General features: G+C 62.2%; 22 protein-coding genes and 2 tRNA genes. 22 read left to right on the forward strand and 2 right to left on the reverse strand.

The window, feature by feature from the left end; genetic code table 11:
• Positions 1-49: 49 nt before the first annotated feature.
• The 7 genes from yedF to HMPREF9463_RS06965 all read left to right on the forward strand — a co-directional run bounded on the left by yedF (position 50) and on the right by HMPREF9463_RS06965 (position 5101).
• On the forward strand, positions 50-676 hold the full coding sequence (yedF, locus tag HMPREF9463_RS06935) for a sulfurtransferase-like selenium metabolism protein YedF (RefSeq protein ID WP_035138030.1): 627 nt from the start codon (positions 50-52) through the stop codon (positions 674-676).
• Between the two features lie 19 nt (positions 677-695).
• Entirely contained in the window at positions 696-947 is a 252-nt protein-coding gene (locus tag HMPREF9463_RS06940) for a putative Se/S carrier protein (protein WP_035138031.1), read from the forward strand.
• Positions 944-2083 carry an aminotransferase class V-fold PLP-dependent enzyme gene (locus HMPREF9463_RS06945; protein WP_035138035.1) on the forward strand — a complete coding sequence of 380 codons (1140 nt, stop codon included), beginning with the start codon at positions 944-946 and terminating at the stop codon, positions 2081-2083. The genes HMPREF9463_RS06940 and HMPREF9463_RS06945 overlap by 4 nt, the downstream gene beginning before the upstream one ends.
• Positions 2084-2160: 77 nt before the next feature.
• Entirely contained in the window at positions 2161-3519 is a 1359-nt protein-coding gene (gene brnQ, locus HMPREF9463_RS06950; protein WP_035138037.1) for a branched-chain amino acid transport system II carrier protein, read from the forward strand.
• A 91-nt stretch (positions 3520-3610) separates the two neighbouring features.
• Positions 3611-3687, forward strand: a tRNA-Pro gene (locus HMPREF9463_RS06955).
• 6 nt (positions 3688-3693) lie between these two features.
• Positions 3694-3767 (forward strand) — tRNA-Gly (locus HMPREF9463_RS06960).
• A 332-nt stretch (positions 3768-4099) separates the two neighbouring features.
• Entirely contained in the window at positions 4100-5101 is a 1002-nt protein-coding gene (locus HMPREF9463_RS06965; protein WP_148334199.1) for a hypothetical protein, read from the forward strand.
• Positions 5102-5211: 110 nt separating this feature from the next.
• Here HMPREF9463_RS06965 and HMPREF9463_RS06970 read toward each other — a convergent pair whose 3' ends face one another.
• On the reverse strand, positions 5212-5688 hold the full coding sequence (locus HMPREF9463_RS06970) for a PIN domain-containing protein (RefSeq protein ID WP_052044131.1): 477 nt from the start codon (positions 5686-5688) through the stop codon (positions 5212-5214).
• On the reverse strand, positions 5681-6004 hold the full coding sequence (locus HMPREF9463_RS10475) for a type II toxin-antitoxin system RelB/DinJ family antitoxin (protein WP_052044132.1): 324 nt from the start codon (positions 6002-6004) through the stop codon (positions 5681-5683). Before HMPREF9463_RS10475 ends, HMPREF9463_RS06970 begins: the two co-directional genes overlap by 8 nt.
• Before the next feature lie 429 nt (positions 6005-6433).
• On the opposite strand from HMPREF9463_RS10475, the gene HMPREF9463_RS06980 reads away from it, so the two are divergent.
• The 15 genes from HMPREF9463_RS06980 (at position 6434) to HMPREF9463_RS07055 (ending at position 24086) form a co-directional block, all read left to right on the forward strand.
• Positions 6434-6952 (forward strand): 4Fe-4S dicluster domain-containing protein, encoded by a 519-nt coding sequence (locus HMPREF9463_RS06980; protein WP_022095206.1) that lies wholly within the window; start codon positions 6434-6436, stop codon positions 6950-6952.
• Positions 6953-7026: 74 nt separating this feature from the next.
• The gene (fdhF, locus tag HMPREF9463_RS11505; RefSeq protein WP_082421866.1) at positions 7027-9249 is read left to right on the forward strand and encodes a formate dehydrogenase subunit alpha; all 2223 of its coding nucleotides are present in this window, start codon (positions 7027-7029) and stop codon (positions 9247-9249) included.
• A gap of 78 nt (positions 9250-9327) precedes the next feature.
• A complete protein-coding gene (locus HMPREF9463_RS06995) occupies positions 9328-9945 on the forward strand; it encodes a 4Fe-4S dicluster domain-containing protein (RefSeq protein WP_022095203.1) in 618 nt (205 codons plus the stop codon).
• Positions 9938-11956 (forward strand): hydrogenase 4 subunit B, encoded by a 2019-nt coding sequence (gene hyfB / locus HMPREF9463_RS07000; protein ID WP_035138040.1) that lies wholly within the window; start codon positions 9938-9940, stop codon positions 11954-11956. The genes HMPREF9463_RS06995 and hyfB overlap by 8 nt, the downstream gene beginning before the upstream one ends.
• 17 nt (positions 11957-11973) lie before the next feature.
• Positions 11974-12897 carry a respiratory chain complex I subunit 1 family protein gene (locus HMPREF9463_RS07005; RefSeq protein ID WP_035138041.1) on the forward strand — a complete coding sequence of 308 codons (924 nt, stop codon included), beginning with the start codon at positions 11974-11976 and terminating at the stop codon, positions 12895-12897.
• Between the two features lie 16 nt (positions 12898-12913).
• Positions 12914-14371: a hydrogenase 4 subunit D gene (locus HMPREF9463_RS07010; protein ID WP_035138043.1), complete on the forward strand. Its 1458-nt coding sequence runs from the start codon at positions 12914-12916 to the stop codon at positions 14369-14371.
• Positions 14372-14381: 10 nt separating this feature from the next.
• Positions 14382-15035 carry a hydrogenase 4 membrane subunit gene (gene hyfE / locus HMPREF9463_RS07015; RefSeq protein WP_035138044.1) on the forward strand — a complete coding sequence of 218 codons (654 nt, stop codon included), beginning with the start codon at positions 14382-14384 and terminating at the stop codon, positions 15033-15035.
• Between the two features lie 3 nt (positions 15036-15038).
• Positions 15039-16604 carry a hydrogenase 4 subunit F gene (locus HMPREF9463_RS07020; protein WP_035138046.1) on the forward strand — a complete coding sequence of 522 codons (1566 nt, stop codon included), beginning with the start codon at positions 15039-15041 and terminating at the stop codon, positions 16602-16604.
• Positions 16605-16608: 4 nt separating this feature from the next.
• Complete coding sequence (locus HMPREF9463_RS07025) at positions 16609-18381, forward strand: hydrogenase large subunit (RefSeq protein ID WP_035138048.1); 1773 nt, start codon at positions 16609-16611, stop codon at positions 18379-18381.
• A gap of 1 nt (position 18382) precedes the next feature.
• Positions 18383-19099: a formate hydrogenlyase complex iron-sulfur subunit gene (locus HMPREF9463_RS07030; RefSeq protein ID WP_084591825.1), complete on the forward strand. Its 717-nt coding sequence runs from the start codon at positions 18383-18385 to the stop codon at positions 19097-19099.
• A gap of 2 nt (positions 19100-19101) precedes the next feature.
• Positions 19102-19884 carry an NADH-quinone oxidoreductase subunit B family protein gene (locus tag HMPREF9463_RS07035; protein WP_006234107.1) on the forward strand — a complete coding sequence of 261 codons (783 nt, stop codon included), beginning with the start codon at positions 19102-19104 and terminating at the stop codon, positions 19882-19884.
• On the forward strand, positions 19885-20466 hold the full coding sequence (locus HMPREF9463_RS10480) for a formate hydrogenlyase maturation HycH family protein (protein ID WP_052044133.1): 582 nt from the start codon (positions 19885-19887) through the stop codon (positions 20464-20466).
• Positions 20466-20969 (forward strand): hydrogenase maturation peptidase HycI, encoded by a 504-nt coding sequence (gene hycI / locus HMPREF9463_RS07045; protein ID WP_052044134.1) that lies wholly within the window; start codon positions 20466-20468, stop codon positions 20967-20969. Before HMPREF9463_RS10480 ends, hycI begins: the two co-directional genes overlap by 1 nt.
• Before the next feature lie 39 nt (positions 20970-21008).
• A complete protein-coding gene (locus HMPREF9463_RS07050) occupies positions 21009-21848 on the forward strand; it encodes a formate/nitrite transporter family protein (RefSeq protein ID WP_035138049.1) in 840 nt (279 codons plus the stop codon).
• Positions 21849-21968: 120 nt separating this feature from the next.
• Entirely contained in the window at positions 21969-24086 is a 2118-nt protein-coding gene (locus HMPREF9463_RS07055) for a molybdopterin-containing oxidoreductase family protein (protein ID WP_052044135.1), read from the forward strand.
• The last annotated feature ends 24 nt before the right edge of the window (positions 24087-24110 follow it).

Genomic DNA, 24110 nt, shown 5'->3' on the forward strand with positions numbered 1-24110 from the left:
ATGTAACTGTTTACCGTTCTCTAGAACGGTTCTTTCGAAAGGAAAAACTATGTCTACCAAAATTGAAGTCAATGCCATGGGCGATGCCTGCCCGCTGCCCGTCGTCAAGACGCTCAAAGCCCTGAAGCAGCTCGATGGCGAGGGCACCGTGGTGACCTCGGTCGATAACGAGACTGCCGTCAAGAACATCTCCAAGATGGCGCAGGAGAAGGGCTGCACGGCCTCGGTCGAGAAGGTTTCTGACGCCGAGTGGCACGTGACCGTGGCGACCTCTGGCGCCGTTGCCGTGGCCGATCCTGAGCAGGATGGCGCTGCCTTCTGCGACGCCAGCGCCGGCAAGGGCAAACTCGTCATTTCCGTCTACACCGATTGCATGGGCCGTGGCGACGACGAGCTGGGCCACAAGCTCATGAAGGCGTTTATCTTTGCCGTGACGCAGCAGGAGGAACTGCCCGCGACCATGCTGTTCTACAACGGCGGTGCCAAGCTCACCGTCGAGGGCTCGCCGGTGCTCGATGACCTGAAGGGCCTGGCCGAGCAGGGCGTCGAGATTCTCACCTGCGGTACCTGCCTCGACCACTATGGCATTAAAGACCAGCTTGCGGTGGGCGAGGTCACGAATATGTACGTGATCGTGGAGAAGATGGAGCAGGCCGTGCGCGTCGTGCGCCCGTAGCGTATTGGTTGGAGTTGCCATGAGGGAGAAGCGCCCGGCGCTTGTCATCACGTTTCCCACCACGGCGGCCGCCATGGGGTGCGAGACCCTATGCATCGAGCGCGGCCTTCCCGGGCGCACGATTCCCGTGCCCGGGGAGGTCGCTGCCGGCTGCGGCTTGGCGTGGAAGGCGCTGCCTTCGGATGAGGAACTGCTGCGCGGCGAGCTTGCCGCAGCGGGCATTCCCACCGAGGGCTATACCGTGATTGATATGTGGGAGGTCGTGCGATGATCTACCTGGATAACGCGGCGACGACCATGCATAAGCCGCAGACGGTCATCGATGCCGTGACGCAGGCGATGTGCTCGCTCGGCAATGCCGGGCGCGGCGCCACGTCGGGTGCTCTCGATGCCGCTCGTACGATTCATGGCTGCCGTGCCAAGCTCGCGCGCCTTTTGGGTTGCCCGAGGGCGGACCATGTGTGCTTTACGCCCAACTCCACGGCGGCGCTCAACACCGCCATCAATGGCGTGGTACGTCCCGGTGATCACGTGGTCACGACGGTGCTCGAGCACAACTCGGTGTTACGCCCGCTCAACCGCTTGGCGACGGAACAGGGTGTGACGGTTGAGCATGCGGGTTGCGATGCGAGCGGCGCGCTCGACTACGACGAGCTCGAGCGGTTGGTCACGCCGGGCACGCGTGCTGTGGTGGTGACGCACGCCTCCAATGTGACCGGCAACGCGGTTGACGTTTCGCGCGTGGCTGCCATCGCGCATGCGGCCGGCGCGCTGGTGATCGTCGACGCCTCTCAGTCTGCCGGCACGGCGAAGATTGACATGGATGCCATGGGGCTCGATGTTGTGTGCTTTACCGGCCACAAGGGGCTCATGGGACCCCAAGGCACCGGCGGCCTGGCCGTGGCGGAGGGCATTGACGTGGCTCCGTGGGCCATGGGCGGCACGGGCGTGCACAGCTTCGATGCGCTGCAGCCGCTTGAGTGGCCCACGCGCCTCGAGGCGGGCACGCTCAACGGTCACGGCATAGCGGGCCTATCCGCTGGTCTCGACTTTATCGAGGCCCAGGGTGGGGTCGAGGCGATTGCTTCCAGCGAGCGTGCGCTCGCTGATCGCTTTCTTGCCGGCGTGCGCGAAATCCCGGAGATCAAGCTTTACGGCGCCTTTGACCAGCCGACGCGCTCTGCAATTGTGTCGCTCAACGTGGGCGATATCGATTCGGCCGAGATCTCGGATGCGCTCATGCAAGGGTGGGGGATTGCGACGCGCCCCGGCGCCCATTGCGCCCCGCTCATGCACCGTGCACTGGGTACCGAGCGCCAGGGCGTCGTCCGCTTCTCGTTTGGGTATTTCAACACGGACGAGGAAGTCGACACGGCTATCGATGCTCTGTGCGATTTAGCCTGCTAAAGCTGCTAGACCGTTTATACTTGCGGGACGGGTGTTTTTGCCCGTCCCGTTTTTGTTTCGACCCGAAAGGTGTGTCTATGGCCTCATCCGCCCCGCGCGGTCTGCGCTCCGACCATGTCGTCACCGTCGGCATTGCGCTGTTCTCGATGCTCTTTGGCGCCGGCAACCTCATCATTCCGCCGTTGCTGGCACTTCAGGCCGGCACGGCCACGCCGCTTGCCATGATTGGCTTTTTGATTGCCGCCATCGGCCTGCCCGTCATGGGATTTATCGCCGTCGCGCTCGCCGGCACGGCCCGCGAGCTGGCCGGGCGCGTGCATCCTAAGTTTGGCGAATTCTTCGTTGCGGCGGTCTACCTGGCCATCGGTCCGTGCCTGGCCATTCCGCGCACAAGCTCTACGGCGTTCGAAATGCTGGTGCCGCTGCTGCCCGAGGGCGTTTCGCTCGGCGTAGCACGTCTGGTGTTTGCCATCGGGTTCTTCGTCGTCGCGTTTGTGCTCACGCTGCGCCCGGGTGTCATCACGCGCGTGCTCGGCCGCATTACGGGCCCCGCGCTTATTGCACTCATCGTGCTAGTCGTGGGTGCTGCCGTGATTTCGCCGCTGGGACCGGCTGCCGCGCCTCAGGCTCCCTACGATGCAGGTGCCGCCGTGCAGGGCTTCTTGACCGGCTATCAGACCATGGACCTGCTCGCGTCACTCGCCTTCGGCATCATCATCGCCGAGACCATCCACGAGTTGGGTGTTACCGATGACAAACGCGTGGCCTTCGAGATTTCGCGTTCCGGTGTGATCGCCGGCGTGCTCATGGCCATCATCTACTGCGGCTTGGGGCTTGCCGGTATGCAGCTCGGCACCGTGATGCCCGACGCTACCAACGGTGCCGCCATCCTTGCCCGCTCTGCCTCCATGCACTTTGGCCTTGCCGGCACGGTCGTGGTCTTCGCCATCTTCTTCCTCGCCTGCATGAACGTGTGCATCGGCCTCATCAGCTGCTGCTCGCGTTACTTCTGCGAGACGTATGTGGTCGAAGGGGGAGCGGAGGCCTCCGAGGAGGCCATGAGCCGTCCCTTTGCGATTCTCGCCTTTGTGTTTGCAGCGTTTTCGTGCGTGCTCTCCAACGTAGGCCTCGACGTGATTCTTATGTTCTCGGTGCCCATGCTCAACGCCTTGTATCCCGTTGCCATCGTGCTGGTACTGATGGGCCTGGTGCACGGTTTTTGCGACGCTCATCCGCAGGTGTGGGTCTGGGTCGGCGGCGTGGTTGCCGTGCAGAGCGTGATCACCTCGGTCCGCGATGCGTTCTTTGCGGGCGCGTGGCTGCCGTTTGATGCGCTACCCCTGGCAGACATCGGCGCCGCGTGGGCGCCGGTTGCCGTGGTGGCGTTTGTGATCGGTCTGCTCCACAGCCGGTTTGTCGCACATTCGAGGAGCTAGGGTTTCTGCGCTTGCACAGGCGGGGAGTCTCCCCTATAATTTCCTTCGCTTTGGGACACGCAAGGTTTAGACCTTAGCTGCTCAACACCTTCGGGACGTGGCGCAGTTTGGTAGCGCGCCTGCTTTGGGAGCAGGATGTCGCAGGTTCAAATCCTGTCGTCCCGACCATATCTTGCGGGCGTAGTTCAATGGTAGAACCCCAGCCTTCCAAGCTGATGACGCGGGTTCGATTCCCGTCGCCCGCTCCATAAGATAGATGAATGGCTCTGATTCCTTTTGGGACCAGAGCCATTTTCATATACATGCCGGGACCCCACATCCCCTCCTAAGTTGCGGTGAAATACGGACTGTTTTTCGGCTTTTATGGCCCATGTAGTCCGTATTTCACCGCAACTATTTGTAAGGTTGGATTTTGATGCCGTTGGGAGGATCGTAGCGACCGTCTACCGAGAGTGGAAATATTTTTTGAAGCTCTGACCTGCGACGTCAAGCTTTTGGTCAGCTTTTGGCAAGGCCTGCGGACGGAAGCATGCGATAGCGTAATGGTATTCTCTCCGCCGTGATGGTTATGGGGTTGGCCATGCTCGATAAAGGCAAACATTTTCCGCAGTCCTATGCAAGGATGCTATTCTCGGCCGTTGGAATTCATCAAGATGGACAGCTGCTTATAACAATTGATCCTTGGGATGAACGCCGTGCGCGTGAGCTTATGCAGGAAGAGCTCATGCTTCGTCTTTACAACCACGTGTATGCGGATCCGGTCTATTGGAATAATCTTGGGGTTGAAGATCGCATCTTTCAGCTGGCATCCGCTATTGCGGTCGTTGAACCGGATGCTGTGTTTTGCGGATCGACAGCAGCGCTGCTCTACGGCATCGGCTCGGCGTATACGCTTCTGGATAAAGTGCAAGTACTGCTGCCACGGTCTACAAGGCGTGATACGTATGAGTTCGTTGAATACAAGCGCTGGCGGGTGGGCGAAGTGTGGCGGCTCGGTCTGTTTACGCTGACGGATCCGTATCGAACGGTTGTTGATATCGCTCGAACGAGCGCCTTTCGTTATGCGCTGGGCTATGTCGATGGCTTGGCCCGTGAGTACGATGTCGAACGCGAAGAGCTGCGGGCATATGCGCAGGCAAATTGCCGAGGGTTGCATGGCATCGCGCGTGCTTTTGACGTTTTTGAGCATATGGACGGCAGGTCAGACAATGGCGGCGAGTCCGAGGCGAGAGCAGCGATGATTCTCGCTGGGGTTGCCGCGCCTGAGCTTCAAGTTGAGATAACGCGACCGGGAAACGCTGGCTATTATCTAGCAGATTATGGCTGGCAGATGCCAGGCGGCTCATGGACGCTGGCAGAGCTGCATGGGCTAGGCAAGTTTGAAGACGAAGCTCAAAATGATCCAGAGCAGGCGGCGGCAAAAACGTATCGAGCGGCCCTCATGCGCGACGCGAACCTTCGCGCCATGGGCCACAACGTCATTCATTTCAAACTCTCGGACACCTATGACGTAGAATCGTTCGGTGCCATGATGCGCGGCTACGGCATTCCGACAACAAAACCCTACGCCGAATCCCGATAGCGAAATCGTTCGCGGTCCACCTTCAATAAGTTGCGGTGAAATACGGACTGTTTTGCGGTTTGACCAGCAAAAACAGTCCGTATTTCACCGCAACTTAGGAGGGGATGGGGTTAGTGGCGACCGTGGTGGCGGAGCTTGTCGATGGTGGAGTCGGTGCTTCGGCTGCGGGATTCGGCGGCGCGGTCGCGGGCGTCGGCAGCGGTTTGGCGCTGGCGGCGGTAATCGATCATGCCTTGGATGATGGGCTTGCCAAAGCTCACGACATCATCGTTGTAGATGGCGGTTCGGGCTGCGAGGAGGCAGTCGGTAAAGTCCATATGGGTTTTGCCAAAGAGTTTGATGGCAAGGGCGACAACGGTGGGCTCGTCGACCATGACGTCATCGAGCAGCCTTTTCATAGCCGCAGCAATCTCAACGCGGGGAACCTTATAGACGTCGCGCAGCGTGACCACGACGCGCGTGATGATTTCGGGGTAGACACGAGCGGTGCGCGTGGCGATGACCTTGGCGGCGCGCGGGGACAGAACTTCGTCGTCGTCAAGCAGGTAGCGCAGGATGACGGTCTCGTCGATGATGGTGCTACTCATGGATATCTACTTCCTCGGGACCCAAAATCGAATCGTCGTTTTCTGTGGCAAGGTACTCAATCCAGGCATTGCGTTCCTCGGCGCGGCGATTGGGGTCACCATATGCTTTGAGCGATCCATAGGCGGCGGTGCCAACCTTTGAGCGCACGGCGACTGGCTGAAAGGGAAGCTTGCGCATCAAAATGCTCTGCGCGACAAATAGGCGGACAGCCTCGGCGAGCGATGTGCCCATGGCGTCGTAGAGATGTTCGGCATGCTGCTTGTCTTCCTCGCGAATGCGCACCTGCAGGATGGCTCTTTTTTGAGTCGATGACATCACTGGCCTCCCTTAATGAGCGTGCAATATAAATGGTCAAATACAGCATTGGCTAATAATAACCAATCTTATAACCACTACTTTATTGCACTCAAGTTAATGAGCGCGAAATATATATCAAACGTATTACATTCTTTATAAACGAGCGTGAAATCTCCCTTGGATGTACGTATGTAATACACTCACCTTTATAGCTATCCGAGAATAATTCCAACCTGCCAAAACCTCTGCAATACACCCGTATTGCAGGGCCTATGCTCAAGTTTGCCCCAGGCAACTGCGTATATTTAACCTGTATATCGTTGGAGGAACTCTATCGAAGCGCCTGTTTCGCCGCATGCGCTCGATACGCCGATGCCGGACCACGGGCGGTCCGGGGTAACGTCGACAGGGTCTCTCCGGCATGGGATTCAGGAGGGAGTGAACAACATGGGCAATAAACGAGTCGTGGCTGATTCTTCACGCTGCATTGGGTGCCAAACCTGTATGGCGGCGTGCATCGAGGCACACGATATTCCCGGTAACATCGCCGCGCCGCGCCTGCGCGTGACGCGTACGTACGAGATCTCCGCACCGGTGGCTTGCCATCACTGCGAGGATGCCCCGTGCGCGAAGGCCTGTCCTACGGGCGCCTTGTTCTTTGATCCAAAGAACCATCGCATCGGCGTCAACGAGGACAACTGCATCGGCTGCAAGAGCTGCGTCATGGCATGCCCCTTTGGCGCCGTGAGCGTGGCGACCACGCAGGTCCCCGTCTTGATGGGTGACGTGCGAGTGGGTTCGCAGACTAAGAGCTTCGTGCTCAAGTGCGACCTGTGCGTGGACCGTCCCGGCGGTCCGGCGTGTGCCGAGGCGTGCCCGACCAAGGGCCTCACCCTGGTAGACGAGGAGCGTTTGGCGGAGCTGACCGCCGAGCGTGCCCGCGCCACCATCGAAAACGAGGCGTAAGCGTCGGGCGACAGGCCCAATGATTGTCAAATAAGTACCGAGCATTCGGTAGCAGAGAAAGGAAGGAGGGTGTCATGGAGAAGCATAAAGTGATCTGCCCGTACTGCGGCGCCGGTTGCCAGTTTAACCTCTTGGTCCAAAACGGCCAGGTCGTGGGTACCGAACCGCTCAACGGCATCACCAACCAGAGCGAGCTGTGCCTTAAGGGCATGAGCGGCTATGACTTCATCAACGACACCAAGATCTTGACTCCTCGCGTACTGCACCCGATGATCCGCCGCACCAAGGGCGCGGATCTTGAGCGCGTAAGCTGGGACGAGGCACTGGATTTCACCGCATCTAAGATGCAGGCCATAATTGACGAATATGGTCCTAACGCTGTCATGACCACCGGCTCTTCGCGAGGCGGCGGCAATGAGGCGAACTACGTCATGCAGAAGTTTACGCGTGCGTGCATCGGCACCCACAGCGTGGACAACTGCGCCCGTACTTGACACGGCCCTACTGTCCTCGGTCTGATGGACACGGTTGGTTCAGGTTGCATGTCATGCTCCATCCCCGGTATGGAGGATGCGGGCTGCATTTTCCTCTTCGGCTATAACCCTGCCGATTCGCACCCCATCGTCGCAAGGCGTATCGTGCGAGCCAAAGAAAAGGGTTGCAAGATCATCGTCGCCGATCCGCGCCATATCGAAACCGCGCGTATCGCCGATCTCTACCTTCCGATCAAGAACGGTTGCAACGTCGCGTTCCTCAACGCCTTTGCCAACTGCTTGGTCAACGATGGCCTTTACGACAAGGAATTCGTCGCCGAGCACACGAACGGCTTTGACGAGTGGTGGGAGACCATCAAGAACTACACTCCCGAATCCGTACAGGACATCACGGGTGTCGAGCCCGCGTTGATCCACCAAGCTGCCGAGATGTACGCCACGGCGAAGCCCTCTGCCATCATTGGCTGGGGCATGGGCGTATGCCAGCAGAAGCAGAACCTGAAGACGGTGCACACCATCGCCTCCATCGCCTGCGTTGCCGGCCAGATCGGCAAACCCAATTCCGGCCTCGCGCCCGTGCGCGGTCAGAACAACGTCCAGGGCTCCTGCGATATGGGCATGCTGCCCAACCTGTACCCTGGCTACCAGAAAGTCACCGACCCGGCTGTGCGTGCCAAGTTTGCCAAGGCTTGGGGCGTGCCCGAGGAAAAGCTCCCGCTCGAGGAGGGCTACAAGCTCACCGACCTGGGCCACCTGGTCGACGAGGGCAAGGTGCACTGCTTCTACAACTACGGCGAGGACCCGGTGCAGACCGAGCCCGATTCGGCCGGTATGCGCAAGACGCTCTCCGAGCTGGATCTGTTCATTTGCCAGGACATCTTTATGACGCAGACGACCATGCTCGCCGACGTCATCCTGCCCGCTACCTCTTGGGGCGAGCACGAGGGTGTCTTTACCGCATCCGACCGTAGCTTCCAGCACTTTGACGCGGCCGTTCCGCCCAAGGGCGAGTGCCGTCACGACTGGGAGATCTTCGCGGACCTGTCTACGCGTATGGGTTACCCCATGCACTACGACAACACCGAGCAGATCTGGAACGAGTGCATCAGCCTGTGCCCCAACTTTGTGGGCGCAACCTACGAGAAGATGGCTCCCGAGGGCGGCTACGCCCAGTGGCCTGTCAAGAGCACCGATGTGAACGACCACGGTACGCCCGACATGTTCGCTGGTGGCAAGTTCACCACCAAGGACGGTCGCGCCAACCTGATGGCGCACGACTGGGAGGCGCCCTCCGAGCTTCCCGATGATGAGTACCCGCTCATCCTGTGCACCGTCCGCGAGGTCGGCCACTACAGCTGCCGCTCGATGACCGGCAACTGCAAGACGCTGGCACTGCTTGCCGACGAGCCCGGCTTTGTCCGCATGAATCCCGCGGACGCCCAGGCGCGCGGCATCAAGAACGGCGACATCGTCTCGATTCACAGCCGCCGCGGTCAGGTATACAGCCGCGCCGACGTGAGCGACCGTATCAACAAGGGCACGGTCTATATGACCTACCAGTGGTGGATCGGCAAGTGCAACGAGCTGACCATTCACAAGGTCGACCCGGTCTCGCACACGCCCGAGGACAAGTTCTCCGCCTGCCAGGTCGACGCTATCGCCGACCAGGTCTGGGCCGAGGGCGAGGTCGAGCGTCAGTACACCGAGCTCAAGCAGGCTCTGGTAGACGCCGCCGCTCCCCAGGACGTTGAGCCCGGCGCCGCCAAGTTCGATGACGAGACGCACGTGAACCAAATCGTGTAGTCCCGTTCTCGTTGGCTTTTTGGGCCGGGCGTCCCGTACGTTCGGGAGCCCGGCCCGTTATTTTGAAAGGAAGTGGGGATGAACCGCTTCATCGACATCAACCCGGAGAGGTGCATCGGCTGCGGAACATGCCAGTCCGCCTGTGCCGACGCCCACCGGATGCAGGGTCTTCAGGATACGCCGCGCTTGGCGCTCGTGAAGACCGGCGGTATTTCGGCCGCCCTTGCCTGCCACCATTGCGAGGGTGCCCCCTGCGCCGAGGTCTGCCCGGTGAATGCCATCGAGCACGATGGCGACCGCATCCACGTCAAGGAGCAGGAGTGCATCGGGTGCAGGCTGTGCGCCATCGCGTGCCCCTTCGGAGCCATCCATCCCGATGGCACGTCTATCGCCGGTGTCGCAGGCATGTGCGACCCGACGCCTTCGTATCCTAAGTCCCTGAGCAGCCTGCTTACGTGGGCTCCCGGCCAGTACACCTGCGCTGTCAAGTGCGACCTGTGCGCCTTCGATCCGGACGGCCCGCATTGTGTGGCGGCGTGCCCCACCAAGGCGCTGACCGTCATGGGCGGCGCGGCCGATCGCGAGCTCGACGAGGCCAAGCGCCTGCGCTCGATCGAAAACGGTCCAGTCGTCGACGTTACCGCTGTGGCCCAGGGCCTGTCCGAGAAAGCAGAAGGGAGCGTAAACAATGGATAGCATGACGCTGTTTATCGCATCGCTTGCCGTCTCGTGCATCGGTGCGCTCGCCTCGGTTCTGCTGATCAAGGCCGATAACGCCGCCAAGACCGCCGGCTGCCTGATCGGCGCCGTCGCGGCCGTGCTGTCGTTCATCGCGGGCCTCGAGGCCGTGCTTGGCGACGTTTCGTCCCTCAACACGGTCTTCTTTTTCCCGTTCGCCCGTCTCGAGCTCTTGCTCAACGGCCTTGCGGGCCTGATCGTGGTCCTCATCTCAATCCTCGCCTTTGCGGGCTTTATCTACGGTCTGTCCTACTTCGATGAGTACCCGGGCAAGGTCGGGCGCGCCGGTTTCTTCATGAACACCTTCGTCGCCTCGATGATGCTCGTCATCACCGCCGACAACGTGTTCTGGTTCCTGGTCGCCTTTGAGCTCATGTCCCTTACGAGCTACTTCCTTGTCGTTATCGAGGAGAACAAGAACTCCATTAGGGGCGGTTGGCTCTACTTCGTCATCGCGCACGTGGGCTTTGTCCTTATCATGGCGAGCTTCCTGCTCATGACCAACGGCGTGGGCGGTTCCTTCAGCTTCAGTGATTTCCGTACGCATGACTTTGGACCCGCCGTCTCCTCCGCGTGCTTCGTCCTCGCGTTCTTCGGATTCGGCGCAAAGGCCGGTATCATCCCGCTGCACTCCTGGCTGCCCCAGGCGCACCCCGAGGCGCCGTCCAACGTGTCCGCCCTCATGTCCGGCGGCATGATCAAGATCGGCATCCTGGGAATCCTCAAGGTCGGTCTCGACCTGCTCGCGGGTTCGGGCGTCCAGCTCTGGTGGGGCCTCATGGTCCTGGTCTTCGGATCCATCTCGTCGGTCCTGGGCGTCGTCTACGCCCTCCACGAGCACGACATTAAGCGCCTGCTGGCCTACCACTCCGTCGAGAACATCGGCATCATCTTGCTCGGTGTCGGCGCGTCCATGACGGCGCACGCCCTGGGCAACGACGTCATCGCGACGATCGCGCTCATGGCCGCCCTCTACCACACGCTCAACCACGCCATGTTCAAGGGCGAGCTGTTCCTCGGCGCGGGCTCCCTGCTCTATGCCACGGGTACGCGCAACATGGAGAAGATGGGCGGCCTGTTCCGCCGTATGCCGGTCACGGCCGTCTGCTTCCTCATCGGTGCCCTTGCCATCTCGGCTATCCCGCCGCTCAACGGCTTCGTTTCCGAGTGGTTCACCTACCAGTCCCTGTTCAACATCTCGACGCTCTCCAACCCGGTCGTCATGGTGTTCGCCGTCGCCTCCGCGGCCGCCCTCGCCATCACCGGTGCCCTGGCCGTCACGTGCTTCGTGAAGGCCTACGGCGTCTCGTTCGCGAGCAGCCCTCGTTCCCAGGAGGCCGCGAACGCCAAGGAGTCCCCGGCTCCGATGTTGTTCTCGCAGATGCTCCTCGCGGCCATCTGCGTGGTGCTGGGAATCGGCTCTCCCGTCATCGCCCCGGTTCTGGGCGACGTCGCCCAGAGCGTGCTTGCCGGCTCTGCCATCACAGCCACCTCGGGCGTGTCTCTGGTGAACGAGATTTCCGGTGCCGCCACCTCCACCCCCGCGATCGCCATCGCGCTCGTGGTCCTCACCGGCCTCGCGTTCGTGTTGAGGTCCTGCCTCGGCACCAAGGCCCCCGCTAAGAAGACCGACCCTTGGGCGTGCGGCTACGAGCCCAACGAGCACATGCCCGTCGTCGCCACGAGCTTCGCGTCAGACGTAGAGCTCTTCATGGGCCCGCTCTACACCCTGCGCGAGGTATGCACCAAGATCTGCTGGTCCATCGCGCACGTGTTCCAGAAGCTCACCGGTGTCGCCCAGGGCGTTGAGCCCCTGCCCGACCGCTTCCTGGTCGATGCACCGAGCGAGGGTGCCGATAAGCTGGCCGGCCTCGCCTCCAAGATCGAGGGCGGCAACTACTCCGTATACATCTGCTACATCGTCGCGGCGCTCGTGGTCTTCCTCGTGCTCGCCGTGGTCATGGTCTAGAGAGAGGAGAGGATATTATGAACATCGTTCTTGCGATAGCGCAGGGCCTCGTGGTCATGCTGGTCGCGCCCTTCTTCTCCGGCCTCGCCCGTGTGATTCGCGCGAAGATGCACAATCGCCGCGGTCCGTCCATCCTTCAGGATTACCGGGACCTCGCGAAGCTCATGGCGCGTCCCGAGTCCGTGAGTTCCGACTCGAGCTTCGTGCTGCGCATCATGCCGCCGCTGTTCCTCGCGGTGTCGTTCATGCTCGCCATGGGCCTGCCCATGTTCACGCTCGAGAGCCCCATGCCCGTCTTTGGTGACGCCATCACCATCATGTACGCGCTCGCGCTGTCCCGCTTCTTCTTCGCGCTGTCCGGCGTGGATTCCTCCAACGCCTACGCGGGCTTCGGCGGTATCCGCGAGCTCCTCATGAGCGTGCTCATCGAGCCGTCCATGCTCATCGCGCTGTTTACCGTCGCCATCGTGTGCGGCTCCACGGACATTGCGACCATGGGTCAGCACGTCGTTACGGGCAACGTCTCGAGCGTCGTCGCCGTCATCCTCGCCGGCGTCGCCTTCGCGGCCGCCTGCTATATGGAGCTCGGCAAGCTTCCGTTCGATCAGGCCGAAGCCGAGCAGGAGCTCCAGGAGGGCCCGCTCGCCGAGCTCTCCGGCCCGTCCCTGGCCATGATGAAGCTCGCCATGGGCATGAAGCAGGTCGTGGTCGTCGCTTGGTTCACCTCCATCTTCATCCCCTGGGGAGAGCCCGCGACCATCGGCGTCACCGCTCTCGTGGGCGCCGTCGTCTTCCTTGTCAAGTGCCTGGTCGATTTCGTTGTCTGCGGCGTGCTCGAGAACTCCGTTTCCCGTTCGCGCTTCAAGGTGCTCGGTAACCAGACCTGGGCCGTCGTCGGCATCGCGGTCCTCGCGTTCGTCTTCGTCGTCGTAGGCGTGTAGGGAGAAGGGAGAAACTATGTCAATCGAATCGAGCTTGTCCCTCTTTGCCATGGTGGCGATCGCCGTCCCCATGCTGGGCTCCCTGCTCATCGTCATGCTGCCGCGTCCCTACGCTAAATGGGTCTGCGCCTTTGCCGGCGGCATCGCCACGGTCGCTTCCGTTGGCTTGGCCGCGACGTTTGCCGGAAACGGCATGAACGCGGTCGATGTAACCTGGGCGAGTATGGGCCAGACCTTGGTCATGGGCTTCATATTCGACCGGATGAGCACGCTGCTCGCACCCGCGTTCGTCGCTATCGGCCTGCTCGTCGTCATCTATTCGTTCCCGTACATGAGCGATAAGAACAAGGAGCATCCCGACGCGCCCCGTCGCCGCTTCTACGTGTACTTCTCCACGTTCATCGGCGCCATGGCCGGTCTCGCCTACAGCTCCACCATCGTCGGCCAGCTCGTTTTCTTCGAGATCACCGGCGTGTGCTCCTGGGGCCTCATCAGCTACTACATGACGCCCACGGCCAAGAAGGCCGGTATGAAGGCGCTCATCATCACCCATATCGGCGCTCTGGGACTCTACATCGGCGCGGCCTTCCTGTTCGCCGGAACCGGCACGTTCGCGCTGAGCGCGATCTCCCAGCTCGATTCCGGTATGAAGACCGTCGTGCTGCTGCTCATCCTGTTCGCCGCTTGGGCCAAGTCCGCCCAGTTCCCGCTCTACATGTGGCTGCCCTCCGCAATGGAGGCCCCCACGCCCGTTTCCGCCTACCTCCATGGCGCGTCCATGGTGAAGGTCGGCGTGTGCGTGTTCGCCCGCGCTCTTGCGAGTGCCGGCGATATCCCCGAGATCGTCGGTTGGGTCGCCATCATCGACGCCGTCGTGACCATGCTCTTCGGCTTCCTCATGTACCTGCCCCAGAAGGATATGAAGCGCCTGCTCGCCTTCTCGACGATCGCGCAGCTCGCCTACGTGTTCTTCGGCCTGGGCCTCTCCGTGTTCGGAAGCCAGATGGCGTTCAACGGCGCCGTCGAGCACATCTTCAACCACGCGTTCACCAAAACCCTGTTCTTCCTCATCGCCGGCTCCCTCAGCTTCACGCTGGGAACCCGTATGTTGCCCAAGATCCAGGGCCTCATGAAGAAGTACCCGGTCACGGGCGTGGGCTTCGCGGTCGCCGCGACCGCTATCGCCGGCGTGCCCCCCATGAGCACGTTCTTCTCCAAGTTCCAGATTATTTCCGGTGGCTTCGCGGTTGGTGCTTCCAACACGGTCATCTTCGTCCTCGTGTGCGTCATGGTCGTCGAGACCGTCGCCACCTTCGCATGGTTCCTGCGTTGGATGGGTAAGGTCCTGCCCGGTGAGCCGAGCGAGACCGTGGCCGCCGGCCAGCCCCTTCCGCGCGCCATGGCGTTCGTGTTCGTCGTCCTCATGATCATGGTCGTCGTCGCCGGTCCTCTGTCCTCTAGTTGGATGGGTTAGGAGGTAGGACATGGGTTATTCGTTAGTCAATATCCTGGGCGGTCTTCTGATCGTGACCTCCACCATGGTGGTCGTCTCGAAGACCATCCCGTCCGCCATTAAGTGGTACGCGATCCAGTCGGTTGTCCTGGTGGGCGTGCTGCTCACCCTGGGCCTCACCACCGGTGCCACCGAGCTTCTCATGTGGGCCGCGTCGGCCTTCGTCACCAAGGTGATCCTCGTTCCGTTCATTCTCAACCGTGCCTACAAAAAGATGGGTTCGCCTGCCGATAGCACGCTGACCTCCTCCATCAAGCCGGCCTGGACCATCATCCTCACCGGTCTGGAGGTGGCCATCTGCTTCGCGGTGGTCACGCGCCTGAGCCTGCCCACCGCTGAGGTGGCTACTCCGGCCCTCGCCATCAGCTTCGCGCACTTCTTCGTCGGCCTCACGTGCATCATCTCCCAGCGCAACATCCTCAAGCAAATCTTCGGGTACTGCCTTATGGAGAACGGTAGCCACGTGACGCTCGCCCTGCTCGCGCCCACGGCCCCCGAGATCATCGAGATCGGCATCGCCACCGACGCCATTTTCGCCGTCATCATCATGTCCGCCGTCGTCGTGAGGATCTGGAACGACACCAAGTCGCTCGACTCCCACGACCTGACCGAATTGAAGGGGTAGGCCATGGATGTTTCAATGCTGACGGTCGCCCTGCTCGCTTGTCCCCTCGTGTTCTCCCTGATTATGGCTGCGCTCCCCAAGACGACGTCCTACAGCGTCTTTGCGGGGCTCAACACCATCTCCGTCGCGGCGACCCTCGTCCTTTCGGTCGTCACCGCGGGAACCATGCTCTCGAGCGGGCAGAATATCGACGCTTTGGGCCTGTGGCTCCATCTCGATTCGCTCTCGTCGATCTTCGTCCTTCTGGTAGGCATCATCGGGTTCATCACCGGCGTGTACTCCATCTCCTATATCAAGATCGATATCGAGGAGAAGACCATGCCGGCCGAGCGCACCAAGCAGTACTACGCGCTGTTTAGCCTGTTCGTTTTCACGATGCTGCTCGCCTGCCTGTCCAACAACATCATCCTCACCTGGGCGGCGGTCGAGGCCACCACGTTGTCGACCGTGTTCCTCGTGGGCATCTACAAGAACAAGCAGGCGCTCGAGGCGTCTTGGAAGTACGCGATGGTCTGCACCGCCGGCGTGGCCTTCGGCCTGTTCGGCACGCTGCTCATCTACGCGAACGCCGCCGATATCATGCCCAACGCGCATGAGGCAGCCTTCCTCACCTCCATCATGCCCTACGCCGACCAATTCGACCCGATGCTCGTGCGCCTCGCGTTCGCGTTCATCGTCATCGGCTTCGGCACCAAGGCGGGCCTGTTCCCCATGCACACTTGGCTGCCCGACGCGCACTCCCAGGCTCCGAGCCCGGTCTCCGCGCTGCTCTCGGGCGTGCTGCTCAAGTGCGCCATGCTGGTGATCATCCGCTTCTACTCCCTGTCCATCATCACGGTGGGCGACACCTATCCGCGTACGCTCCTGCTCATCCTGGGCACGCTGTCCATCCTGGTGGCCGCCCTGTGCATCTTTAAGCAGGACGATATCAAGCGCCGCTTCGCGTACTCCTCCGTCGACAACGTCGGCGTGGTCGCGCTGTGCCTGGGTATCGGTGGTCCGCTCGGTATCGCCGCCTGCCTGCTGCACTGCATCTTCCACGGTTTCACGAAGGCGCTCGCCTTCTGCATGGCCGGTAACATCCAGCACATCTACCACACCCGCGACCTGAACAAGATCAAGGGCGTCGTCGAGATCGCTCCCGTCACGGCAGCGCTCACCATCATCGCCCTGCTCGCGCTCGCCGCCTTCCCGCCGTTCGCCCTGTTCATCTCCGAGTTCCTCACCTTCGTGGCCGGTGTCCAGTCCGGTCCCATCTGGGTGGTCGTGCTCGTGGCCATTGGCCTCACCGGCGTGTACTTTGCCCTTACCGGCATCGCGCTCAAGTCCATCTTCGGCAAGGCGCCCGAGGGCATGAAGCGCCACGAGGTGCCCGCCCTCATGATCATCCCCGAGATCGCCCTCGCGATCGTGGTCATGTGGTTCGGTATCGCCACCCCGGTCGCCATCACGAGCGGCGTCGAGGATGCAACGTCCGTCGTTTTGAACCAGAGCGTCGAAGAGCTCCACGAGGCTCCTCTCTACCGCATGGTGTTCAGTTCCCAGACCAAGACAAGCGAGGTGAATTAGCACCATGGCAGAACCTGAAAAGAAGGACTACGCTCGTCGTTGCGAAAGTCACGTCGAGGCCCTGCGCGCCGCAGTGCCGGGCGCTATCGAGAAGGTTGAGTGGCAGTGCGAGGACCAGCTGACGATTACCGTCAAGCAGGACAAGCTGCCCGAGGCCGTCCACTACCTGTACTACGAGCGCTACGGCTGGATTCCCGTGATCATCGGCAACGATGAGCGCAGCCTGTGCGGCCGTTACGCCGTGTATTACGTCATCTCCATGGAGGGGGAGGACCCCGGCTGGGTGACCGTGCGCACCGAGGTCGATCCCGCCAAGATGACGTTCCCGTCCGTGACGCCGTTCGTCCCCGCCTGCGTGTGGGGCGAGCGCGAGCTGCGCGACATGTTCGGCCTGATCCCCGAGGGTCTGCCCGACCGTCGCCGCCTGGTACTGCCCGATGACTGGCCCAGCGGCCTGTACCCGCTGCGCAAGGACTCCATGGACTACCGCTTCCGTCCCGCTCCCGCGAGCGACATGGAAAACTACGAGTTCTTGGCCGACACCAAGGGCAAGGAGACCACGCTCGTCCCCATGGGCCCGCTGCACATTACCTCCGACGAGCCTGGCCACTTCCGCCTGTTCGTCGAGGGCGAGACTATCGTCGACGCCGACTACCGTCTGTTCTACGTGCACCGCGGCATGGAGAAAGTCGCCGAGACGCGCCTGAACTATGATGCCGTGACGTTCCTCGCCGACCGCATCTGCGGTATCTGCGGCTGCGCCCACTCGGTGGCCTACGCCGAGGCCGTCGAGCGCGCCCAGGGCATTCATGTCCCGCCGCGCGCCCAGTACATCCGCGCCATCATGCTCGAGGTCGAGCGTCTGCACTCGCACCTGCTCAATATTGGCCTCGCATCGCACTACACGGGCTTCGACTCCGGCTTCCAGCAGTTCTTCCGCGTCCGCGAGAAGTCCATGGACCTGGCCGAGAAGCTCTCCGGTCACCGCAAGACCTACGGTCTCAACGTGATCGGCGGCGTGCGTCGCGACATTTTGGCCGAGCAGAAGCTCTCCACGCTCACGACCATCCACCAGCTGCGCTCCGAGGTTCAGGAGCTCGTCGACGTCTTGCTCTCCACGCCCAACTTTATCGAGCGTACGAGCGGTATCGGCATTCTGGACCGCAAGATCGCACGCGACTTCTCGCCGGTCGGCCCGCTCATGCGTGGCTCGGGCTATGCCCGCGACGTGCGCTTCGACCATCCCTTCGACGGCTACGCCGATCCGGATGTTCAGAAGATGCATGCTGCCACGGCAGACACCTGCGATGCCTTCGGCCGCACCGCCGTCCGCATCCAGGAGGTCTACGATTCGATCGACATGATCGAGACCATGCTCGAGAACTGCCCGTCGGGCCCCATCCTCACCACGGATTGGGAGTACACCCCGCACAAGTACGCCATCGGCGCCACCGAGGCTCCGCGCGGCGAGGACGTGCACTGGGCCATGCTCGGCAACAACCAGAAGTGCTACCGCTGGCGCGCCAAGGCGGCCACGTACAGCAACTGGCCGGTCCTGCGCTACATGTTCCGCGGCAATACCGTGGGCGACGCGGCGCTGATCGTCGGCTCGCTCGACCCGTGCTACTCCTGCACCGACCGCGTGACGGTGACCGATGTCGCCGCCAAGCGCGACCACGTGCTTGACAAGGAGCAGTTCGAGAACGTCTGGCGCGACAAGTCGCCGCTTGCGGGCGAGGGCACCATGGCCGCTCCGCTCGATGAGGAGGCGCTCTAATATGCTGAAGCTTTGGAAGGTTAACGCCAAGGCCGGCGACGCGACGGTCAAGTACCCGTTTGCGCCGTTCCCCACCAACAAGGACATGCGCGGCAAGCCCGAGCACAATGCCGAGCTCTGCATCGCCTGTGGAGCCTGCGGCGTGGCGTGCCCGGCCGATGCCATTCGCATGGACACCGACCTTGCGGCTGATACCATCACCTGGTCGATCGACTACGGTCGCTGCATCTTTTGCGGCCGCTGTGAGGAAGCCTGCCCCATGGAGGCCATCAAGCTCACCGATGAGTTTGAGCTGGCCGTCATGAGCAAGGACGACCTCACCAGCAAGAGCGTCTACACGCTCGAGCACTGCTCGCGCTGCGGCAAGCCGTTCGCCCCGCACAAGGAGATCGACTACGCCAAGCGCCTGCTGCAAAAGGCCGGCGGCATGGAGGCCGAGCAGGCCGCCCGTACCGTCGGTATGTGCCAGGAGTGCAAGCGCGAGCTCGACGCCCTGCGCGCCGCCTCGGCCGTAAAGACCGGCAACGCGCACGGCATGGCTGCCAACGAGACGCTTGCGTCCGGTGAGCCCCAGGGCCCCGGCATGGAGTATCTGGGCGGCCACGGTGTGAACCCGGAGTATATCGACCGCGAGCTCAACCCCGATGCGCCCGAGATTCCCGCCGGTCCGGCGCCGGTCGAGGGCATCATCATGGATTTTGAAACGAAGGAGGAGTAACCATGGCCGAACCCACGCTTTTGCCCGAGCGGCTTCAGTACCGCCCGACCAAGATCGAGCTCGACGAGAGCATCGAGAAGGCCAAGGCGACCCTTCTTAAGAAGATCAAGCGCTCGGTGTACGTCTACCGTGTCGACTGCGGCGGCTGCAACGGCTGCGAGATCGAGATCTTCGGTTCCATCACGCCCGTCTTCGACGTCGAGCGCTTTGGCATCAAGGTCGTGCCCTCGCCCCGTCACGCCGATGTGCTGCTGTACACCGGTGCCGTGACGCGTGCCATGCGCATGCCGGCCCTGCGCGCCTTTGAAGCCGCACCCGATCCCAAGATCGTGGTGTCCTATGGCGCGTGTGGCTGCACCGGCGGCATCTTCTACGACAACTACTGCGTCTGGGGCGGCACGGACAAGATTCTGCCGGTCGATGTCTACATCCCCGGCTGCCCGCCCAGCCCCGCGCAGACCGTCTACGGCTTTGCTATGGCACTCGGTCTGCTGGACCAAAAGCTGCATGCCGAGACCACGGTGGAGGCCGCCGGCGAGCAGGCCGATATCCTGCACCCCGGCGTGCCGTACAAGCTGCGCGTTGCCATCGAGCGCGAGGCTCGTGCCATGAGCGGCTACCGTTACGGTCGCGACCTGGCCAACGAGTTCATGGATACGCTCGAGGGCGCGCCCAAGGGCGATATCCGCGGTGCCATGGCGCTGCTCATCGACAAGCAGGACGATCCGCGCCGCGTCGAGGTGTACTCGGCGCTGCAGGATCTGGTGCTGGCCGGAGGTCGCTAGATGGAGCTCACGGACCGCTCTGGTTACTTTGCGGGCCCCGGCATGCTCGGCGGTTCTTTTGGCGATGCCTCGCGCGCAAGCGACGAGGCCGCCGAGGGCGTCGCCGACCCCTGCCTGGGCCATGCGCCCGACCAGGTGGTCTTCTATGAGCTCACGCGTAAGTTTGTGGAGACCGAGGAAGACGTTCCCCAGGAGGCCTGCGACGTGCTGTACTACACGCTCGCCGTGGGCCACCACACCGGCGTGCTCGATTGCTTTGAGCCGCGCCTGTCGGTGCCGGTGAACGTGTTCTATTCGCTCGTCGACGCGCTGCCGGAGGGGGAGGCCAAAACCAAGTTTGAGGCCATCCGTTCCTTTGGTGAGTGCCAGCTCGACAAGGCTGCTGTGCCGTCGCTCCTCGAGGCCTGCGATACGCTGCTCGACGAGCGCGGTTTTCGCGGTTCGGCCAAGGCTGGCATCTCGGTGTTCGATGCCGACTTTGGCCTGCATGCCCAGCAGGTCGCGTTCTTAATGAAGTTTCGCGATCTGATTGAGCGCGTGCGCGATGTGTCGGGCGTGTATCTGACGGGAAGGTTGCAGTAATGGGTCGCGTTGTGGATGGTCGTGTGAACGGCGCCCCGTTTGCGGGTATCGTGCTCACGGCGGGAAGCGTGCTGCGTGCCGACGATGCCGCCGGCCCCGTGCTCTCCAAAAAGATGGAGGACGCGCCCATTGCCGGTTGGTACACCATCGACGGCGGCCAAACGCCCGAGGACGACATCATCGAGGTCAAGCGCGAGCGTCCGCCGCGTTTGGTTTTGGTCGATGCCGCCGACATGGCGCTGCCCGTCGGTGCCATCCGCCTGCTCGACAAACGTGACGTGGCCCGCAAGTCGATGTTCACCACGCATTCGCTCCCTTTGTCGATTCTGATCGAGGAAATCGAGCAATCGTGCGAAGATATCGTCTTCATAGGGATTCAGCCGGGCGATACGGAGTTTTACAACCCTATGTCCCCGGAGGTCTTTGACGCCGTCGACGCCGTGTACGACGCCGTGGCCGCCAACGACTTTTCCCACTTTGTCCGCTTGGGGCAAGAGCAATAGGAGCGCTTGTCCCTGCTGATTAGGAAAGAAGTGATTGACATGGCAGATTCCAAGGTGGAGTACCCCGCTCCTGATTGCCTGGCACCCGCCGCGATCGAGGCCAAGACCGAGGCCGCCGGCGTGACCAAGGCTAACCTGCCGGTCGCAAAGGCCTTTGTTTTGGCGATGTTCGCCGGCGCGTTCATTGCCTTCGGCGGCCTGTTCTTTACCGTGTTCTTGAGCGATAGCACGCTGGGCTGGGGCGCCCAGCGCGTCGTGGGCGGCCTGTGCTTTTGCCTGGGCCTGGTGCTGGTGCTGGTGTGCGGCGCCGAGCTGTTTACTGGCAATTCGCTTATGGTCTGCGCACTCAAGAGCAAAAAGATCACCCTGGTCCAGACGCTCAAGGCTTGGGTCGTCGTATGGGTCGGTAACTTTGTCGGTGCCCTGTTCATCGTCTTTTTGGTGTACATGGCCGGCATTTACAAGCTCAACGGCGAGGCGGTCGCCAACTCCATGGTGAGCGTCGCCGCCGGCAAGGTGACGGTCGACTGGGTGACGATCTTCTTCCGCGGCATCCTGTGCAACATCTTTGTGTGCCTGGCCGTGTGGATTGGCACTGCGGGCAAGACCGTAGTCGATAAGGTTGTGGGCATTTTGCTGCCCATCGCCGCCTTTGTGGCCTGCGGTTTTGAGCACTGCGTTGCCAACATGTACTTTTTGCCCATGGGTGCCGTGATGCACGCGTGCGGCTATGGTGCCAAGGTTGCCGGGGCCGATGCGCTCAACGTCGCGGGTATTGCGTTTAACCTATCCGCCGCCACGCTGGGCAACATCGTGGGCGGCGCGGTTCTGATCGCGCTCGGCTACTGGTTTGTCTACGCCAAGAAGTCCGAGGCGTAAGGTACCGTCTGTTTGACGTTGGCCTCCCGCGGGGCGTTGCCGTGCGGGAGGCTTTTTGGGTCTGGGCTCGTTGCCGGGCTGTTGGCCTGTTGTGTTTGGCTGATGAAAGGGGTAATCGAGATGGCATCTGCTGTGGAGCGTGACGGTCGCGCCGTGGTGACCACATGCGGGGGATGCTATGCCGATTGCGCCTTTGCGGCCCATGTTGAGGATGGGCGTGTGGTGGCCGAGTTGCCGGTGCCGGGGCATCCGTGCACGGCACGAGCCCTGTGCGCCCGCGGACGGCATCGCCTGGCAATGCCGTTTGACGAGCGCGACCGCATCATGCACCCCATGCGACGCCGCCAGGATGGCTCGGGGTTCGATGCGATTTCCTGGGACGAGGCGTTTGCCCAGATTGCCGAGCGCCTTTTGGGGATTGTTGACGAGCACGGGCCTCGTGCGCTGGGCATGACGCTCGGCGTGCCCTCGTTCGACCGCTACTGGGCGTATCGCTTTATGCATGCGCTGGGCTCGCCCAACGTGTACGGTGCCGATGGCGCCTGCGAGGTAAGCCGTCTCACTGGCTGGGAGCATAGTTTGGGCTATAGTCCCGCCTCCGACCTGGCGCACACCGATTGCATCATGTATTTGGGGCGTTCCATTGTCGATTCGTCGACGATGGGGGCCGTTGATGCGCTCAACGATGCGCGCCGGCGCGGGGCGAAGATCATCGTGGTCGACCCCCGGCGCAGCGGCTCGGCTGCGCTTGCCGACCGCTGGCTGCGCGTACGCCCGGGCTGCGACCTGGCCTTGCTGCTGGGCATTGTGCATGTGCTCATTGCCGAGGGCCTGTACGACCACGAGTTCGTTGCCCGCTATACCACGGGTTTTGACGAGCTGGCGCAGACTGCTGCTGTTTGGACGCCCGAGTGGGCTGAGTCGATGTGCGATGTGCCGGCCGCAGAGATTGTCGCCACGGCGCGCGATCTGGCTGCCGCCGCGCCTGCCGCCGTGGTGGATGCGGGCTTTCACGGTGGCATCGGTATCGCGTATGCCAATAGCACCCAGACCGCGCGCGCTATCTGCTTGGTCGATGCGCTGCTGGGCTGTATCGGGCATGCGGGCGGTGCGCTCAACCCGCCCACGCCGCTTTTGTTGGGCGACCTCGATCCCGCACGTTTTGCGACGCCGCCGGTGCCGCGCGGGCCCAAGCTGGGGTCCGCGCGCTATCCACTGGTCGATCCGGTGCGCGGCCTGTGCACGACCATCGGTCAGTCGATTCTCGCCGGCGATTTGCGTGGGCTCATCGTCTATGCCAGTAACCCTGGTGCGGGCTATGGCAATGCTGAGGCGTGGCTATCGATTCTGGAACAGCTTGACCTGCTCGTGACCGTTGATATTCGATGGTCCGAGACGGCACGCGTGTCAGATTTCGTGCTGCCCGATGTGACGTATCTGGAGGCCGACCGCGGCGTGGGTACGGTCGTGGGCGCCAACGATGCGCGCGTGTTCTACCGCAACGCCGTGCTGCCTGTGCAGCATGACGACACACGTCCCGGTCGGGAGATTTTTGCCGGTCTGGCGCAGGCGTGTGGTGTGGGCGAGTACTTCCAGTTTGCGTCTGACGATCTGACGGCTGCCCAGGTGGCGCCTTTTGGGATCGATCTGGACGAGCTCAAGGAGCGCGGCTGGGCCGACACGGGCGTTGCGCTGCCGTCGCGTACGGGCGAGCCGGTGATTCCGCTTGCCGGCGGCAAGATTGCGCTGGCAAGCGACATATGGGAGCGAGCCGGCATGGGTCGTGTGCCCGACTGGATCGCGCCCATGGTGGAGCCTGGCCCAGGGATGTTTCGCCTCATTAGCGGTAACCGGCCCTTTGAGTCGCATACCTCGCGCAGACTCGCGGCGGCCGGTGCCGCCGAGGTGGGGTCGGACTTGGACGCCGTGCAGATGAACGCCGATGTCGCCGCTCGCATGGGTATCGTCGATGGCGAGGCCGCCGAGCTTGTGAGCGACATGGGCCGCGACCGCGTGCGCGTGGAGACGACGCCCTATCTGCATCCGGCGTGCATCTTTACGTCGGCCGCCCCCGGTGGCCGTTCGTTTGGCGCCGATGCCGGTGGCGCTCAGGCCTTGGGCGTAGGCCCGCTCGACCATACGCCGTTGCGTTGGGACCCGTTGACGGGCGCCGCGCTCACTCAGGAAAACGCCGTTCGCGTGGAAAAGATCACGGAGCACGTGGATAATAACGAGTAATTGACTCAGCTGATGTATTCGACT

The organism is Collinsella sp. 4_8_47FAA, from assembly GCF_000763055.1.
Lineage (GTDB): Bacteria > Actinomycetota > Coriobacteriia > Coriobacteriales > Coriobacteriaceae > Collinsella.

What these genes read in the sequence shown, in the direction of transcription:
- HMPREF9463_RS07020 (WP_035138046.1), top strand. Translation starts at nt 15,039, where the DNA reads ATGGATGTTTCAATGCTGACGGTCGCCCTGCTCGCTTGTCCCCTCGTG.
- HMPREF9463_RS06980 (WP_022095206.1), top strand. Translation starts at nt 6,434, where the DNA reads ATGGGCAATAAACGAGTCGTGGCTGATTCTTCACGCTGCATTGGGTGC.
- hycI (WP_052044134.1), top strand. Translation starts at nt 20,466, where the DNA reads ATGGGTCGCGTTGTGGATGGTCGTGTGAACGGCGCCCCGTTTGCGGGT.
- HMPREF9463_RS07050 (WP_035138049.1), top strand. Translation starts at nt 21,009, where the DNA reads ATGGCAGATTCCAAGGTGGAGTACCCCGCTCCTGATTGCCTGGCACCC.
- hyfB (WP_035138040.1), top strand. Translation starts at nt 9,938, where the DNA reads ATGGATAGCATGACGCTGTTTATCGCATCGCTTGCCGTCTCGTGCATC.
- HMPREF9463_RS10480 (WP_052044133.1), top strand. Translation starts at nt 19,885, where the DNA reads ATGGAGCTCACGGACCGCTCTGGTTACTTTGCGGGCCCCGGCATGCTC.
- HMPREF9463_RS07010 (WP_035138043.1), top strand. Translation starts at nt 12,914, where the DNA reads ATGTCAATCGAATCGAGCTTGTCCCTCTTTGCCATGGTGGCGATCGCC.
- yedF (WP_035138030.1), top strand. Translation starts at nt 50, where the DNA reads ATGTCTACCAAAATTGAAGTCAATGCCATGGGCGATGCCTGCCCGCTG.
- HMPREF9463_RS06940 (WP_035138031.1), top strand. Translation starts at nt 696, where the DNA reads ATGAGGGAGAAGCGCCCGGCGCTTGTCATCACGTTTCCCACCACGGCG.
- HMPREF9463_RS06965 (WP_148334199.1), top strand. Translation starts at nt 4,100, where the DNA reads ATGCTCGATAAAGGCAAACATTTTCCGCAGTCCTATGCAAGGATGCTA.
- HMPREF9463_RS07025 (WP_035138048.1), top strand. Translation starts at nt 16,609, where the DNA reads ATGGCAGAACCTGAAAAGAAGGACTACGCTCGTCGTTGCGAAAGTCAC.
- HMPREF9463_RS07055 (WP_052044135.1), top strand. Translation starts at nt 21,969, where the DNA reads ATGGCATCTGCTGTGGAGCGTGACGGTCGCGCCGTGGTGACCACATGC.
- HMPREF9463_RS06995 (WP_022095203.1), top strand. Translation starts at nt 9,328, where the DNA reads ATGAACCGCTTCATCGACATCAACCCGGAGAGGTGCATCGGCTGCGGA.
- HMPREF9463_RS06945 (WP_035138035.1), top strand. Translation starts at nt 944, where the DNA reads ATGATCTACCTGGATAACGCGGCGACGACCATGCATAAGCCGCAGACG.
- HMPREF9463_RS10475 (WP_052044132.1), bottom strand. Translation starts at nt 6,004, where the DNA reads ATGTCATCGACTCAAAAAAGAGCCATCCTGCAGGTGCGCATTCGCGAG.
- brnQ (WP_035138037.1), top strand. Translation starts at nt 2,161, where the DNA reads ATGGCCTCATCCGCCCCGCGCGGTCTGCGCTCCGACCATGTCGTCACC.
- HMPREF9463_RS07035 (WP_006234107.1), top strand. Translation starts at nt 19,102, where the DNA reads ATGGCCGAACCCACGCTTTTGCCCGAGCGGCTTCAGTACCGCCCGACC.
- hyfE (WP_035138044.1), top strand. Translation starts at nt 14,382, where the DNA reads ATGGGTTATTCGTTAGTCAATATCCTGGGCGGTCTTCTGATCGTGACC.
- HMPREF9463_RS07030 (WP_084591825.1), top strand. Translation starts at nt 18,383, where the DNA reads ATGCTGAAGCTTTGGAAGGTTAACGCCAAGGCCGGCGACGCGACGGTC.
- HMPREF9463_RS06970 (WP_052044131.1), bottom strand. Translation starts at nt 5,688, where the DNA reads ATGAGTAGCACCATCATCGACGAGACCGTCATCCTGCGCTACCTGCTT.
- HMPREF9463_RS07005 (WP_035138041.1), top strand. Translation starts at nt 11,974, where the DNA reads ATGAACATCGTTCTTGCGATAGCGCAGGGCCTCGTGGTCATGCTGGTC.